Here is a 16280-nt window from a genome sequence, read left to right as displayed (position 1 = left end):
CATAAGGATCACTATGTATGAAAAAAGTTGGGAAAATGGGAAAAAAATTACTCTTAATTGATGGACACAGTATATTGAACAGAGCCTTTTACGGGCTTCCTGATCTGACAAATGCAGAGGGAAAGCACACAGGGGCAGTCTACGGTTTTTTGAATATAATGTTCAGGCTTATCGAGGAAGAAAAGCCTGACTATCTTACGGTTGCATTCGATGTTCATGCACCTACTTTCAGACATGAAATATATAAAGAGTATAAGGGCACAAGAAAAGGCATGCCCGATGAACTAAGAGAACAGGTGCCTCTTATGAAAGAGGTTCTTGATGCTATGGGCATTTGTCGCATGGAAAAGCCCGGACTTGAGGCTGATGATATCCTTGGAACCATTGCAAAGCGCGGTGAAAAGGAAGGCATGGAGGTAAGGCTTGTATCCGGAGACAGAGACCTTCTTCAGATCGCTACAGATCATATCTGCATCAGAATTCCCAAGACCAAGCAGGGAAGAACCGAGATAGAAAATTATTTTGCAGAGGATGTAAAAGCACTTTACGGCGTAACACCTCTTCAGTTTATAGAGCTTAAGGCACTTATGGGCGACTCTTCGGATAATATTCCCGGAGTTCCCAAGGTTGGAGAAAAGACCGCGATAGGTCTTATGACTGAGTACGGCTCAATTGAAAATATATATGCCAACCTGGACAACATAAGCAAAAAATCAATAAAAGAATCACTTGCTGCAAACAGAGAGCTCTGTGATCTGAGCAAGGTTTTGGCTACCATAAATGTTAATGCGGATATTGATTACAGTTTTGAAAAGGCCAGGATCAAGGACATATTTACCAAGGAAGCCTATGAACTGTATGTAAGGCTGAATTTCAAGAATCTCCTTGGCAGATTTGAAAATAAGGTTACCGAGAATAGCACAGACGTAACTTTTGATGAGTGCGTATCAAAGGAAGAAGCAGAGAGCATTTTTGATAAGGCTAAGGAATACGGAGAAAAGAGCGCTGATAATTTTGTGGGAATAGGCATCCTTTCAGAGGACAAGGCACTTCTTGCAGTTTCAGTATGCTTTTCTAAGGATAAAGCCTATTATCTGGAGCTTAATGACAGCATTACAGAGGGCTTTATAAGAGAGAGTCTTGAAACGATGTCAAAGACCTGCAGACTTTCATTTTTTGACATAAAGCATGCGTATAGATTTTTTACACCTGATCATGCATATAACTATGAGAGGGATCTTGCGTGTGATTTCGATATCTTAATCGGTGCGTATCTTTTAAATCCTCTTAAGAACGACTATATGCCTGAGGATATTGCTTCTGAATATTTGCAGCTCACTATCAGATCCTTTAAGCAAATATTTGGCAAAGATAAGGTTTCTAAGGCTCCACCTGAACTGAGAAAAGAGTACACAGGCTTTTTGGCTTACGTTTCATATATGAGTGCTCCTATCCTTGAGAAAAAGCTCCTCGAAGAGGATATGCTCTCTATTTTCAGAGACATTGAGATGCCGCTTAGTTATATTCTCTATGACATGGAGAGAGAAGGAATCCTTGTTAAGAGAGAAGAATTAAAGGCATACGGAGAGAGACTTACAGGCCGCATAGAAGAGCTTGAAAAGAATATCCACGGCGCAGCAGGGTGCGAGTTTAATATCAATTCACCCAAGCAGCTTGGCGAGATACTCTTTGAAAAGATGGGACTTAAGGGCGGCAAAAAAACAAAGACCGGCTATTCAACCGCAGCTGATGTACTTGAAAAGCTTGCACCTGAGAATCCTATTATCGCTGATATTCTTGAGTACAGAGGCCTTACAAAATTAAAGAGTACCTATGCTGACGGACTTTCAGCATATATTGAAGATGATGAGAGGATCCATACAAGTTTTAACCAGACTATAACCGCTACGGGAAGGATCAGCTCAACAGAGCCTAATCTTCAGAATATTCCTATGAGAACGGAACTTGGAAGAGCAATAAGAAAAGTATTTGTTCCCAAGAAGGATTATGTTTTTGCTGATGCCGACTACTCTCAGATAGAGCTAAGGATACTTGCTCATATGTCAGATGATAAGGGGCTTATCGATGCTTACCATGAGGGAAGGGATATACACAGGATCACTGCTTCCAAGGTTTTCCATACTCCGTTTGAAGAAGTAACCGATATTCAGAGAAGGAATGCCAAGGCTGTAAACTTTGGTATCGTTTATGGAATAAGTGCTTTTGGACTTAGCGAAGACCTTAACATCTCAAGATCTGAAGCAAAGCAGTACATGGAGGAGTATTTAAATACTTATCCCGGAGTGTCAAATTATCAGACAAGTGCTGTAGAGAAAGCCAAAGAAAGAGGCTACTGCGTAACCTTATATAACAGAAGAAGGCCGATGCCCGAACTTAAATCAGGTAACTTCATGCAGAGACAGTTCGGTGAGAGAGTTGCAATGAATGCACCGATACAGGGAACTGCGGCGGACATCATGAAAATTGCGATGATAAGGGTTTGGAGGAGACTTTTAAAGGAAAATCTCAAATCCAAGATGATCCTTCAGATCCACGACGAACTTGTTATAGAGACAGCTCCTGATGAAAAGGACAAAGTAAAGGAAATCCTTGAATCAGAGATGATGGGTGCAGCAAATCTTGCTGTTCCGCTTGAAGTAGAATGTCACTTTGGAACTGACTGGTTTGAGGCTAAATAATATGAAAGTTATCGGTATTACCGGAGGAGTGGGAGCCGGAAAAAGCACTGTTTTAGACTATATTTCTTCTAAATACAAAAGCAGGGTTATTTTTTCAGATGATGTTGCAAATGACATTAAAAAGAAAGGCATGCCCTGCTACGACAAGATAGTTGAACTTCTTGGAGACAGGATCCTTGCGGAAGATAAAGAAATCGACAAGAAGAAAATGGCTGATGTGATCTTTTCCGACAAGGAGCTTCTTGATAAGGTAAATGAGATACTCCATGTGGAAGTAAATAGCTACATAAGATCGGAGATAGACAGAGAAAGAAAGGATGATAAATTCGATTATCTCTTTGTCGAGGCTGCTCTTTTAATAGAAAACGGCTATAAAGAAAATGTCGATGAAATGTGGTATGTATTTGCCGGAGAAGAAATAAGGCGCAAGAGACTGAAAGAGTCGAGAAACTATACTGATGAAAAGATAGATAAGATTTTGAAAAGCCAGTTATCTGAAGAGGAATTCAGAAAAAACTGTGATTTTGTTATAGATAACAGTACTACTATAGAAGATGTACAAAAACAGATCGATGCAAAGTTGGGGGATGATGCAGCTATGACAAAACAATCAGAAAAAAATGTAGTATTTGGTCTTGATATCGGAACAAGAAGTGTTGTAGGTACTGTTGGATATATGGAAGATGAAATATTCAACGTTATCGCACAGACAGTTAGGAAGCATGAGACCAGAGCCATGCTCGATGGACAGATCCATGACATAGGAAAAGTCGGAGCTACCATAAAAAAGGTAAAGGAAGAGCTTGAAAGACAGACGCAGATAGAACTTACTGATGTTTGTATAGCAGCTGCCGGCCGCGTACTTCGTACAGTTAAGACCAATTATGAAGAGGAGTTTACGGACAACAGAGAACTCACTCAGGAAGAGATTTATAATCTGGAGTCCAAGGCTGTTGAAAAAGCTTACCAGGAATTCCTTGAGCAGAATCAGTCCGAAATGAAGTTTTATCTGGTTGGTTATTCTGTTATGCACTACTATCTGGATGATTACCAGATTGCCAATCTTGAAGGGCATAATGCCGGAAGGGTTGCTCTTGATCTTATAGCAACTTTCCTTCCGGATGACTGCGTCGACGGACTTTACAAGGCTTGTGAGAGAGCAGACCTTAAGGTTGCCAATATGACTCTCGAGCCTATAGCTGCCATGATGGTTGCGATCCCGCCTCAGTATAGAATGCTTAATCTTGCGCTTGTAGACGTAGGAGCAGGTACTTCCGATATCTGTATTACAGATGACGGAACAATCACATCTTACGGAATGTTGCCGATAGCAGGTGATTCAATCACTGAGATAATTGCGCAGCACTGCCTTGTGGATTTTAATACGGCAGATCAGATCAAAATAGATGCCAGCCACATGGATCAGGTAAAATACGTTGACATTATGGGACTTGAAAAGACAATATCTTCAAAGGATATTTCAAAGATGATCCGTCCGCTTGTTGAGAAGATGTCCAAGATGGTAACGCAGCAGATAAAACAGCTAAACGGTAATAAGCCTGTCAGCGCTGTGTTCGTAGTTGGCGGTGGCGGATGTGTTCCGGGATATACCAAGCTTCTTGCAAAAGAAATGAAGATACCTGAAGAGCGCGTAGCTTTAAGGGGCGAAGAAGTAATGAAGAGTATCAAATTCCTTAACGAGGACAGTGATATCGCCCGCGATTCACTTATGGTAACTCCTCTTGGTATCTGCATAAGCTTTTACGAGCAGAGCAATAACTTCGTATTTGTATCATTTAACGGTCAGCAGACCAAAATTTACGATAATGGCAAGCTTGCAATTGTTGATGCGGCAATGCAGGCAAACTTCCCTAACGAAGACCTCTTCCCCAAGAGGGGCGAGGAACTCAGGTTCCAGGTTAATGGTCAGGAGAGGATGGTAAGAGGTGAGCCGGGAGAACCAGCGGTTATTACACTTAACGGTGTAAATGCAGACATCCACACCAAGATCCATGCCAATGACATTATCGAAGTTACCAGTTCGACGGTCGGAAAAGCCGGTAGCAGTGAGATAGGCGATATCCCTGAATTTAAGGAAACCTTTAATATAACAGTTGACGGAAAGAGCATTGACGTCCCGAGAATGGCTGAAGTAAACGGCGAAAAGCAGACAGGCCTTTACGACATAAAGTCGGGAGATGACATCAAAATCCTCGACTACGAGACGGCAGAACAGATTGCTCAGCTTCTTGATATAGAACTTACCGAAGATACTGTGATCACTGTAAACAATGAAGTTGCAGGAAAAGACACTCCTGTATATGAAAACTTCAAGGTTGAGTTTAAGAGCGGTGCAGACGCAGTTATGGAGTACTATGCAAACTTCCCGGATGCAGATGAAATCGCAATAGAGCAGGAAAATGAAGAGTCATCCTACGAAGCCGACGGCGATCTTGATGTTGAAGAAAATGAGGATGGAAGTTATAGTATTTCAGGTAATGAAGAAAAAGAAAGACAGGCACCACCGCCAAATAGGATTGTTACAAAAGACCTTCATGTGGTTGTAAACAATGAGCCTGTAACTCTTCATGGCAAGTCAGATTACATCTTTGTTGATATTTTTGATGTGATCGATTTTGACTTATCAAGCCCCCAGGGAAGATCCATAGTGACTACCTTAAACGGCGGAACACCGGATTACATGCAGGCTATCCATGAAGGAGACAGAATTGAGGTTTATTGGAAATAACAAATTTGATATTACTTTTTATGAATTTTCTTAATTTGTTAAGCAAATGAACACAATTTATACACACATATTTTTTAAGATAAACGGAGTACGATTTTAATGAGACTGGCGAGCTTATCCAGTGGAAGCAGCGGAAACAGTATTTATGTAGGCTCAGATAGTACACATATACTGATCGATACAGGCTGCAGCAGAAAAAGAATAGTTGAGGGACTTTCAAAACTAGATTTGTCACTAGAAGATATTGATGCTATATTTGTAACACATGAGCATTCAGATCATATTGCAGGGCTTCATACTATTCTGAAAAAGTATGACATACCGGTATATGCTACAAAGGGGACGATAGCAGGCATCAGATGCAGTGATAAAAAGGGTGAAATGCTCTCATCCTGCTTTTACGAAGTAAGGGCAGATGAAAAAGTAAGACTTAAAGATATTGTTGTAAATCCTATGTCCATAATGCATGATGCTAACGATCCTGTGGCTTACAGAGTGAGCTGCGGGGATAAAAAGATGGCAGTTGCGACAGACCTTGGATGTTTTAATGATTACACAGTCGATTGTCTAAAAGGAATGGACTCGCTTTTACTTGAAGCAAATCATGATGTGAGAATGCTTCAGGCAGGACCGTATCCTTATATGTTAAAAAGAAGAATTCTCGGGGAAAAAGGACATTTGTCCAATGAAAAGAGTGGGGAGCTTCTATGCAGGATCCTGCATGATAATCTCAAAGCAGTTATGCTCGGTCACCTGAGTAAAGAAAATAACCTACCGGAACTTGCTTACGAAACTGTAAGGCTTGAAATCGAGATGGGGGACAACCCCTATCACGGGAATGATTTTCCAATCATGGTAGCTAAAAGAAATGAATTATCAGAAGTAATAGAAATATAATTTTGGGGAAGGATTTTTATGAACAGGATAATTATCACAGTAGTTGGAAAAGACACAGTAGGAATCATTGCAAGAGTATGCACATACCTTGCAGACAACGGTATCAACATCCTTGATATCTCGCAGACCATAGTTTCAGGTTTCTTTAACATGATGATGATAGCGGATGCAAGTGGAAGTAAGACAACGCTCTCTGATCTGTCTGATCAGCTTGATAAGCTGGGCGAGGATATCGGAGTAGTCATCAAATGCCAGAGAGAAGAGATTTTTGATTCAATGCACAGAATCTGATAACTCATTAGAAGGAGATTAAAATGATTGGAATAAATGAGGTTTCAGAGACTAATGAAATGATTGAAAAGGAAAATCTCGATGTCCGCACTATTACTATGGGCATTAGTCTTTTTGATTGCATAAGCTCTGATCTTGATACACTTAACAAGAATATTTACGAGAAAATCTATAATTCAGCAAAAGACCTGGTAAAGACAGGTGAGGATATTTCCAAAGAATTTGGGATTCCGATTGTAAATAAGAGAATTTCGGTTACTCCTATTGCACTGATCGGTGCTTCAGCTTGTAAGAAGCCTTCCGACTATGTGACAATTGCCAAAACTCTTGATAAGGTTGCAAAGGATGTGGGAATCAATTTCCTTGGAGGATATAGCGCTCTTGTAAGCAAAGGAATGACTACTTCCGATAAGCTTTTGATAGAATCTATTCCTGAGGCACTCTCATCTACAGATGTTGTTTGCTCATCAGTAAATGTCGGTTCCACCAAAACGGGAATTAATATGGATGCGGTACGCCTTCTTGGCGACATCATATTGGATACAGCGAGGGCAACTAAGGACAATGATTCCGCAGGCTGCACAAAGCTTGTTATTTTCTGCAATGCTCCTGATGATAATCCGTTTATGGCAGGTGCGTTCCACGGCGTAACAGAGGCTGACAGGATAATCAATGTCGGAGTTAGCGGACCGGGTGTAGTTAAGACTGCTCTTGAAAAGGTAAGAGGAGAGAATTTTGAGATTCTCTGCGAGACTATAAAAAAGACTGCATTTAAGGTAACTCGTGTTGGTCAGCTTGTTGCAAAAGAAGCTTCAGACAGACTTGGCGTGCCTTTTGGAATAGTTGATTTGTCACTTGCACCTACACCTGCAATCGGAGACAGCGTGGCAGACATCCTTCATGAAATCGGTGTTGAGCATGCCGGCGCTCCCGGTACAACAGCTGCGCTTGCGCTCTTAAACGATCAGGTAAAAAAAGGTGGTGCAATGGCTTCGTCTTACGTAGGAGGCTTGTCCGGTGCATTTATTCCTGTAAGTGAAGATCAGGGAATGATAAATGCAGTAAATGCAGGTGCGCTTACACTTGAGAAGCTTGAAGCCATGACCTGCGTATGCTCTGTAGGACTTGATATGATCGCCATTCCCGGAGATACCAAGGCAACAACTCTTGCCGGTATCATCGCAGATGAGATGGCTATCGGTATGATAAATCAGAAGACAACCGCAGTAAGACTTATTCCTGTTATCGGCAAAAAGGCAGGAGATACAGTTGATTTCGGAGGCCTTCTTGGTTTTGGTCCGATCATGCCTGTAAACAGCTTTGGCTGTGAAAACTTTGTAAACAGAGGCGGAAGAATTCCTGCTCCTATTCATAGTTTTAAAAACTAATATAATATAATAAAGTAAAGAGTTTTTTATGAAAAAAGTGTCTGATGCCCTGGATAAAATATCCGGCACAAAAGAAAAAGTTAATAGGCTTTTAAGGCAGAATGCAACACAAAAAGCAGAAATAGAAAAATCAGGAACATCACCTGTAAAAAGGGTACCTTTGGGAAACCAGTTTTCCCATAAAGAGAAGAAACAGTTTAAAAAGCATATAAGGGAAACAGTCACGTCCTGGCTTTTTTTGACTCCTTCTCTTGCAGGTGTTCTGACATTCCTTGTAGTACCTTTTATAGTGGTTATTTATTATTCGCTTGTTAACAACCCGATTCAAAAAGAGTTTATAGGATTCTACAATTTTGAAAGAGTATTCAACAATAATGCATTCAGGCTTGCTGCAATGAATACACTTAAGTTTTCTGCTGTAGCTGTGCCGCTTGCTGTTAGCTTGTCGCTCCTTCTTGCTGTTGTAATGGAGTCGGGAATACCTTTTAAGAGCCAGTTCAGAAGCTGTTTCCTTAGCCCGATGATGGTGCCTATCGCATCTATTGTCCTTATCTGGCAGGTGCTTTTTGACTATAACGGACTTGTTAATGTCGTATATACGTTTTTTGGCGGTGCAAAAACAGACTGGCTGAAATCAGATCATGCCCAGGTTGTTGTTGTAATTCTTTTTTTGTGGAAAAATCTGGGTTATAATATGATTTTATTTATGGCGGCTCTTTCAAGTGTGCCAAAGGACCTTATTGAAGTTGCAAGGCTTGAGAGTGCTTCGGAGAGGCAGATTTTCTGGACGATAAAGATGAGATATCTTTCTTCAACAATTTTGTTTGTTACAATTATGTCTCTTATAAATTCGTTCAAGGTTTTCAGAGAGATATATCTGCTTACAGGAGACTATCCGTATAACACGCTGTATATGATGCAGCATTTCATGAACAATACATTTGCTTCGGTTGACTATCAGAAGCTTTCTGCTTCAGCTATCATGATGGCGATGGTCATTGTAGTTTTAATGCTTATTATGTTCCTGACAGAAAACCGTTACGGGAAGGACATAGAGGGATAATGGGGAGAATGAAGTTGCCCGATCAGGACAAGTTTTTGAAGTCTGCGATCAAAAGGGCACACAGAAAAAAGAGAATAAATAAGTTTGGGATAATCATCGGTACAATAATTGCTGCAGTATTTGCATTTTTGTTCCTTCTGCCCACCGTACTTACAATTACTAATTCATTTATGAGTGCATCTGAGATAAGTGCCAACTACGGCGCAGTTTTTCAGACCACTGAATCAGGCGGAAAGGTCTTTGTATCAAAGACAGTAAATCTGAAATTTATTCCGGATATCGTATCATTTAACCAGTATTTTACGGTACTCCTTAAGTCACCTGATTACCTTGTGAAATTCTGGAACAGTGTGATCTACGTAGTGCCTATTCTTGCGGTTCAGCTCATGGTTGCGATGCTTGCGTCCTATGGATTTGCAAGATATCATGGAAAAGTTAGAGAAATAATATTCTTCATATATATTATTTTGATGCTGATGCCTTATCAGGTAACGCTTGTTCCAAATTACCTTGTTGCATCAAAGCTTGGAATTCTGGATACGAGATGGGCTATATGGCTTCCGGGATTCTTTTCACCCTTTGCCGTATATCTTCTTACTAAATTTATACGAAGGATTCCAACTGAAGTAATGGAAGCTGCTTCGATAGACGGGGCAGGTGAGTGGCAGATATTTACCAAGATTTGCGTACCGCTTTGTAAGAGCGGACTTATTTCCATCGCGATTCTTGTATTTATAGATTATTGGAACATGGTTGAGCAGCCGCTTATCCTATTGTCCAATGATGAGCTTCATCCGCTGTCGGTATTTCTTTCTAAGATAAATGCCGGTGAGATAAGCCTTGCTTTTGCAGTTGCAGTTATTTATCTTGTTCCACCGCTTTTAATATTCCTATATGGAGAAGAGTACCTTGTAGAAGGTATTTCATATCAGGGTGGACTTAAAGGCTGATTATTATAGAGATTATATTTTAGTAGTACTAAAGGGAAGAGGAAAAAAGGTATGTCAGAAGTAACAAACCAGAGGAGACAAAAGACCAGAAAGGATATTATCAAGGATATTGCGATTGCATTCCTTACAATCCTTTTATTGCTTACATTTTTCTCCAATACGATCATGAACTATTCATTGCCGGAAGTTGCAATTCAGCAGATTAATTCCGGATCGATTTCTCCTATGATCAGAGGAACCGGTACTGTAGAGGCAGAGAGCCCCTATAACGTAAAGGTTACGCAGGAGAGAGTTATCCAGAGCGTTGCCGTAGCAGAGGGAGACCATGTTGAAAAGGGCGATATTCTTTATAATCTTGAGGATAAAGAGTCAACAGAACTTACCGATGCAAAGACAAAACTTGAGGAACTTACACAGGCTTACGAGACAAGCCTTTTCTCAGGAGACCTCAAGGATGAGACTATAACAAGGATCAGACAGGGAAAAACAACTACTTTCGATCAGTATCAGGCAAAGCTTAAAGAAGCTACCGATAGATACAATGCAGCAAAAGATGCTGACCTTGCAGTTCAGGCACAGATAGATGAACTTACACAGTCACAGGCATATACAGCTGCTCAGTATAATTATGATGAAGCAACACCCAGTTATACTGATGCTGAGATCACATACAGACTCGCTGAACTTGGAGAGCTTATCGAGGAAGCTACTAATTCTCAGACAAGTGCCAAGGAGAGAATGGATGAACTAAAAACTGCTCATCCTTCAAATTACCAAAAGAATAAAAATTATCAACAGGCCAGTCTTCAGTATGAAACAGCATCTGCACAGATTGATCAGTTTAACGATGAAAAGACACAGCTTGAGATAGCTCAGGCTTCAAATACAAAGGACACAAGCCAGGTAACGACACAGGCAGGTCAGGTAGATAATGATTTTACAAGACAGCTTGCTTCTCTTCAGGATACTAAAAATAAGACAGCAGCCGAGCTTGAAGATGCAACCAATGACAGAACAGAACTCCTTACAGAAATCGGCAAGGAGATCGAGCTTTGCAATCAGAGAGACGATATAGCTGAACAGCAGAAGACAGTTGATAAGCTCGTTGCTGAATCAACCGGTGGTAAGATTGAAGCTCCCGTTGCAGGTACAGTTACTTCACTTGCTCTTAAGGCAGGTGAATCAACCAATCCGGAGGAAGCTGTTGCAGTTATCCAGGTTGACGGCAAGGATATGGTTACAAGCTTCTCAGTAACTATCGATCAGGCTAAAAACTTAAAGGTCGGAGATCCTGCTGAGCCTCAGAATGCATGGTATTACACAGACTTTAAGGCTACTCTTAAGTCTATTACCACAGATACACAGAATCCTAACACCAAGAAGCTTCTTACTTTTGTAATAAAGAGTCCCGAAGTTCAGGCAGGTCAGTCTGTCAGTCTTCAGATCGGACAGAAGTCAGAAGAATATGACCTTACAGTTCCTGCCGGTGCTATAAGAACTGATAGTAATGGTAAATTTATACTTATTGTAAAATCCAAGTCTTCACCTCTGGGCAACAGATACATTGCTACACGTGTTGATGTAGAAGTTGTTGCATCTGATGATACAACAGCTGCTATCACCGGAAGTCTTGAAGGTGATGAATATGTAATTACAACGGCAACAAATCCTGTAAATGCAGGAAATCAGGTGAGACTGGCAAATAATCAATGAGTAAACTGGAAAAAATAAGAAACAAATTTATAAAAAAACTAAGAAGTATAAAGCTTAGATCCGTTATATATTTTGTCATTATCTTTGCGCTTATTCTCATCATAATGGGAATAAACGTATACAAAGGACTTCTTCTTGATACACTTTATGATCAGAGTGCAGGAGAAAGATGGTCCTCCGATGAAACAAGATATGGACAGGTCAGTATCTTCTTTAGTGAAGAAAGCGGTATATCTCAGGACAAAATAACTGAGTATGAATATAATCTGAATAAGGGACTTATCGCTGACGGCTATCAGGAGGCAGATGCATCAAAGGCTGATGGTACTGCCCTTTGGGATGACTGTTTCAGTGCTATGGGAAGCATCACTGTTTCCAAAGACAGAAGATCTGTCGATGCGGTAGCTATTGGAATCGGCGGAAACTTTTTTGATTTCCATCCCATGACTCTTGTTTCAGGCAATTACATTCCGGGCAATACAGTCATGAAGGACTATGTCATCGTTGATGAAGAGCTCGCATGGCAGCTTTTTGGTTCGAATGACATTATCGGTCAGCAGATAACTCTAAACGGCGTTCCTCATTACATTTCAGGTGTCGTAAAGAGAGACTCCGGCAAATATGTTAAGGCTGCGGGACTTAATTTCCCTACTATTTATTGTTCATTTGAGTCACTTGCAACCTACGGACAGGTAGATGCTTCGGTTCTTGCTACAAACGGAAACCTTGGCTCTATGAGTGTATCTTCAAGTTCAGATGATGAAGGTGAAAACGGATCTACGGATGTAAATACCGATGCAAAGGGCATTATCTGTATGGAAATAGTTATGCCCAACCCTGTAGATAACTATGCTAAAAACTTTCTTATAGATAAACTGGGATTAAATACGAACCTTGCAGAGGTAGTTGATAATTCAGCAAGGTTTGATAATTTCAGGCTTTTAGATATTCTTGGCAAATTCTACTTAAGGAGTATGCAGCTTAAACCTGTAATTTATCCTTATTGGGAGAATAATGCCAGAGTATTTGAAAATATAATGGCAGTATTGCTACTTATTCAAATTGTCTGTGCAATAATTGCGGCCATAATGGTTGCATATTTCGTTGTTCAGAGCTATAGACACAGAAAGTGGACTGTAGGCGGACTTGTTCAGAAGTTTCTGGACTGGAAATATGATGTTGAATCAAATATTGCAAGACACAACAAAAAGTGGAAGTATTTTTAGTTTCACGAAATTGGAGGATCTTTATGAAAAGAATTTATTTGAAGAGGATGCTGAGTATTACACTTGCAGCGGTTATGGCTATTTCAATGGCTGCTTGTGGAAAAAAGAGCGCGGATTCAGATTCTGCTAAGAGCACACATAATTCAAAAGACTATGTGTACAAGGAAACTGATCTGGATCTTGGCAGCGGTGTTGACACAACATCACTGAGCAGACTTGGTAAATACGGCGACAGACTCTATGCTGTCGGCTATACTTATAGCGAGGAATCTATTGATACAGCCATTTATACCTTTAACAAGGATGGTTCTGATGTTCAGACCATAAACATTCCCACAAGTGAAAACTCCAATATAATGGAGATTGGGATCACTGAAGACGGCACTATTTATGACGTAGAAGTAGAGTATGCCGGCATGGATGCTGGTTTAGAAGATGGTGAGATTGATATATCAGACCTTGTAGGTGATGATGTGGAAGTTGTCTCCGGAGAAGAAGATAGCACAGAAGGTGCAGAGAATACTTCTGCGGAAGCTACAGATTCAGAAGAAGCTACCGATTCAGAAGCTACTGATTCAGAAGCTACTGATTCAGAAGCTGCGACAGATGAAAGCTTCTCAGAGCCAGCATTTGAATCAGATAGTGATTCTGAGGGCGGTAAAGATAAGCCCGAAGCACCAAAGCCTCTTACAGCCGAGTTTGATGTTGCAGAGGCTGATGTAGAAACAGCAGACACAGAGGAAGATTCAGAATCTGTCGTTGGAGATACTGAAGATTCATCAGATGAAGTAAATGTCAGCATGGATAATGAGGACGCAGGAATCTCAGATGATAGCTCATTTGAAGGTGAGCCTGTTATGAGTGAGATGGAGGCCGACAAATATTATATTGTTAAGAGAAATGCTGATGGAAGCGAAGCTTTCAGAACTGAAATCGAAGTTAGCGCTGATGAGTATTTCTATGTAAGTTCTCTTGCAATTATTGATGGCAAAGGTCTTTTCATTGCTAATGATTCAGGTATCCATCAGTACAGTCTTGATGACGGAAGCCATATCAAGGATATTGCTTTAGAGCAGGAAAACTCAGAATACCCTGCATCAATGTTTGTATATAATGTTAAAAACGGCGAGCTTGCAGCTTCAACAAATGATGGAGAAACAATTAACTTCTATACTGTTGATCCTGATGCAGGAACTATTTCAATTATAGAAGGAGCTACTGTTGAAGCTTATGAATATACAGTATATCCCGGAATAGCTTATGATTATACTCTTGTAGGAACTGAGGCTATTTACGGATATAACGTAGGAGATGCAGAGCCTACAATGCTTCTTAACTTCATCGATTCTGATATCGATGCAAGCGGTCTCTACCAGATGGTTTGCGTATCAGAAACAGAGATATTTGCACTTCTTCCTTCAGAGGATGTAGGATTTACACTTGCACTTCTTACCAAGGTTGATCCTAAGGATGTTAAGGATAAGCAGATAATCACTCTTGGATGTAATTACATCGACTATGATGTCAGATCACATGTTGTAAAATTCAACAAGGCAAGCGATGAATATCGTATTGTTATAACAGACTATTCTGATTATGAGACTGATGACGACGATCTTGCAGGCGCAAACAAGCTTAACACAGATATAGTTTCTGCAAATGCACCTGACATTCTTGTTCTTGATACAGACATGCCTGTAGATAGTTATATCGCCAAGGGACTTTTTGAAGATCTGACTGATTACTTCAACAATGATGAGGAACTTGGAAAGAAAGAATTCATCTCAACGATGGATGCATTTAAGACAGATGGAAAGATGTACAAGATAGTACCTTCATTCACTGTAGAAACAGTAGTAGCTGCTACAGAGGATGTAGGAAAAGACGATTATACATGGACTATTGATGAGCTTGAAGCTCTTATCAAGCAGAAGAATATTGATTACAAGTATGTTTTCGGAACTCTTGCAAGGGATGAACTCTATGATATGGCTCTTTCACTTGCAGGTTCACAGTTCATCGACTGGGATACACTTTCATGCAGTTATGATTCTGATGCATTCAGCCATCTGCTTGAGTTTATCAACGAATTCCCTCAGGACCTTTCTGAGGAGGACTACGAAACAGATGAGTCAGCATTTTGGAGAGAAGGAAAAGCTATCGCTTCACGTGTATACTTAACTTCCTTCCAGGATTACAACTATGAAAAGAAGGGTAAGTTTGGAAAGGATATCTCATTTGTTGGATTCCCTTCAGACAACGGAAGTGGTGCATGTCTTTCACCCAGTATCCAGCTTTCAATGAGCTCATCTTCAAAAGTTAAAGACGGATGCTGGCAGTTTATGAGATACTTCCTCACAGATGAGTATCAGAGCACTATCGACGGTTACTGGCCTGTATCTATGGATCAGATCAACAAGCTTGCTGAGCAGGCAAAGAAAAAGCCTGTATACATCGATGAAACAGGTAAGGAAGTTGAGTATGATGACACTTACTACATCGGCGATTCAGAGATCATCATCGATCCTGTTACAGATGAAGAAGTCAAGGAAGTTCTTGATTATCTTGCCAGTGTAACTCAGGTCGGAAGCTATAATGACGAAGTATCAAACATTATTTCCGAAGAGTCAGCAGCTTACTTCTCAGGACAAAAGACAGCCAAGGAAGTAGCTGACATCATTCAGAGCCGTGTTCAGATCTATGTTAATGAAATAAGCTGATAATATAAATTCTTAGGTTTCCCATCACATTTTTGTGGTGGGAAATCTAAATAATAGAGAAAATAAAAATCATTTGGAGTATAATTCTATTAAGGGAGGGAAAAACAGTATGACTCAGAGTATTTTCGGTTTTGCACCTGTTTTATTTTGGATCATTCTTACGATTATTCTTGCTCTTATAGAGCTACTTACCATGGGGCTTTCCACGATATGGTTTGCGATCGGCTGTCTGTGTGCATGCTTTATGGCAATGCTTGGATTTTCACTGGGAATCCAGGTAGTTGTATTTTTTATTGTTTCAATTCTGACACTTGTTCTTGTCAGACCTTTTTCACTTAAATACCTAAATAACAGGATCACTAAAACCAACATAGATTCTATGATAGGAAGAAAAGTGATCGTTAATAAAGAGGTCAACAACATAAAAGAAACCGGTAGTGCAAATATTGATGGCACAACCTGGAATCTCAGGTCTTTATCCGGCGAAGATATTGCAGCCGGTGAAACAGTCGTAATCAGCAAGGTTGAGGGAAACAGACTAATTGTTGAGCGCGATAAGATAAATACAAATAATATTTAAACGG

At 40.3% G+C, this 16280-nt stretch carries 11 protein-coding genes; all 11 read left to right on the top strand.

Features of this window, described 5'->3' with window-relative positions:
* Positions 1-35: 35 nt before the first annotated feature.
* The 11 genes from polA (at position 36) to T543_RS04900 (ending at position 16276) form a co-directional block, all read left to right on the top strand.
* The gene (polA, locus tag T543_RS04950; RefSeq protein ID WP_035766595.1) at positions 36-2699 is read left to right on the top strand and encodes a DNA polymerase I; all 2664 of its coding nucleotides are present in this window, start codon (positions 36-38) and stop codon (positions 2697-2699) included.
* Position 2700: 1 nt separating this feature from the next.
* Positions 2701-5448 carry a dephospho-CoA kinase gene (coaE, locus tag T543_RS04945; RefSeq protein WP_081829944.1) on the top strand — a complete coding sequence of 916 codons (2748 nt, stop codon included), beginning with the start codon at positions 2701-2703 and terminating at the stop codon, positions 5446-5448.
* 99 nt (positions 5449-5547) lie between these two features.
* Entirely contained in the window at positions 5548-6345 is a 798-nt protein-coding gene (locus tag T543_RS04940; RefSeq protein ID WP_035766217.1) for an MBL fold metallo-hydrolase, read from the top strand.
* An 18-nt stretch (positions 6346-6363) separates the two neighbouring features.
* On the top strand, positions 6364-6636 hold the full coding sequence (locus T543_RS04935; protein WP_035766216.1) for an ACT domain-containing protein: 273 nt from the start codon (positions 6364-6366) through the stop codon (positions 6634-6636).
* A 23-nt stretch (positions 6637-6659) separates the two neighbouring features.
* Positions 6660-8024, top strand: coding sequence for a PFL family protein (locus T543_RS04930; protein WP_035766215.1), 1365 nt, complete (start codon positions 6660-6662; stop codon positions 8022-8024).
* A gap of 28 nt (positions 8025-8052) precedes the next feature.
* Positions 8053-9087 carry a carbohydrate ABC transporter permease gene (locus T543_RS04925; protein ID WP_081829943.1) on the top strand — a complete coding sequence of 345 codons (1035 nt, stop codon included), beginning with the start codon at positions 8053-8055 and terminating at the stop codon, positions 9085-9087.
* Positions 9087-10037 (top strand): carbohydrate ABC transporter permease, encoded by a 951-nt coding sequence (locus T543_RS04920; RefSeq protein WP_242839469.1) that lies wholly within the window; start codon positions 9087-9089, stop codon positions 10035-10037. The genes T543_RS04925 and T543_RS04920 overlap by 1 nt, the downstream gene beginning before the upstream one ends.
* A gap of 51 nt (positions 10038-10088) precedes the next feature.
* Positions 10089-11750, top strand: a complete 1662-nt coding sequence (locus T543_RS04915) for an efflux RND transporter periplasmic adaptor subunit (protein WP_035766213.1) — start codon at positions 10089-10091, stop codon at positions 11748-11750.
* The gene (locus T543_RS04910) at positions 11747-12976 is read left to right on the top strand and encodes an ABC transporter permease (RefSeq protein ID WP_035766212.1); all 1230 of its coding nucleotides are present in this window, start codon (positions 11747-11749) and stop codon (positions 12974-12976) included. The genes T543_RS04915 and T543_RS04910 overlap by 4 nt, the downstream gene beginning before the upstream one ends.
* Before the next feature lie 23 nt (positions 12977-12999).
* A complete protein-coding gene (locus T543_RS04905) occupies positions 13000-15696 on the top strand; it encodes an extracellular solute-binding protein (RefSeq protein WP_035766211.1) in 2697 nt (898 codons plus the stop codon).
* Between the two features lie 109 nt (positions 15697-15805).
* Positions 15806-16276, top strand: coding sequence for an NfeD family protein (locus tag T543_RS04900; protein ID WP_035766210.1), 471 nt, complete (start codon positions 15806-15808; stop codon positions 16274-16276).
* Positions 16277-16280: the final 4 nt, after the last annotated feature.

Origin of the sequence: Butyrivibrio sp. NC2002 (genome assembly GCF_000702265.1) — a bacterium.
Taxonomy (GTDB): Bacteria; Bacillota; Clostridia; order Lachnospirales; family Lachnospiraceae; genus Butyrivibrio.
The sequence above is the reverse complement of the archived record's forward strand: the minus strand, read 5'-3'. Positions and strand labels throughout refer to the sequence as shown.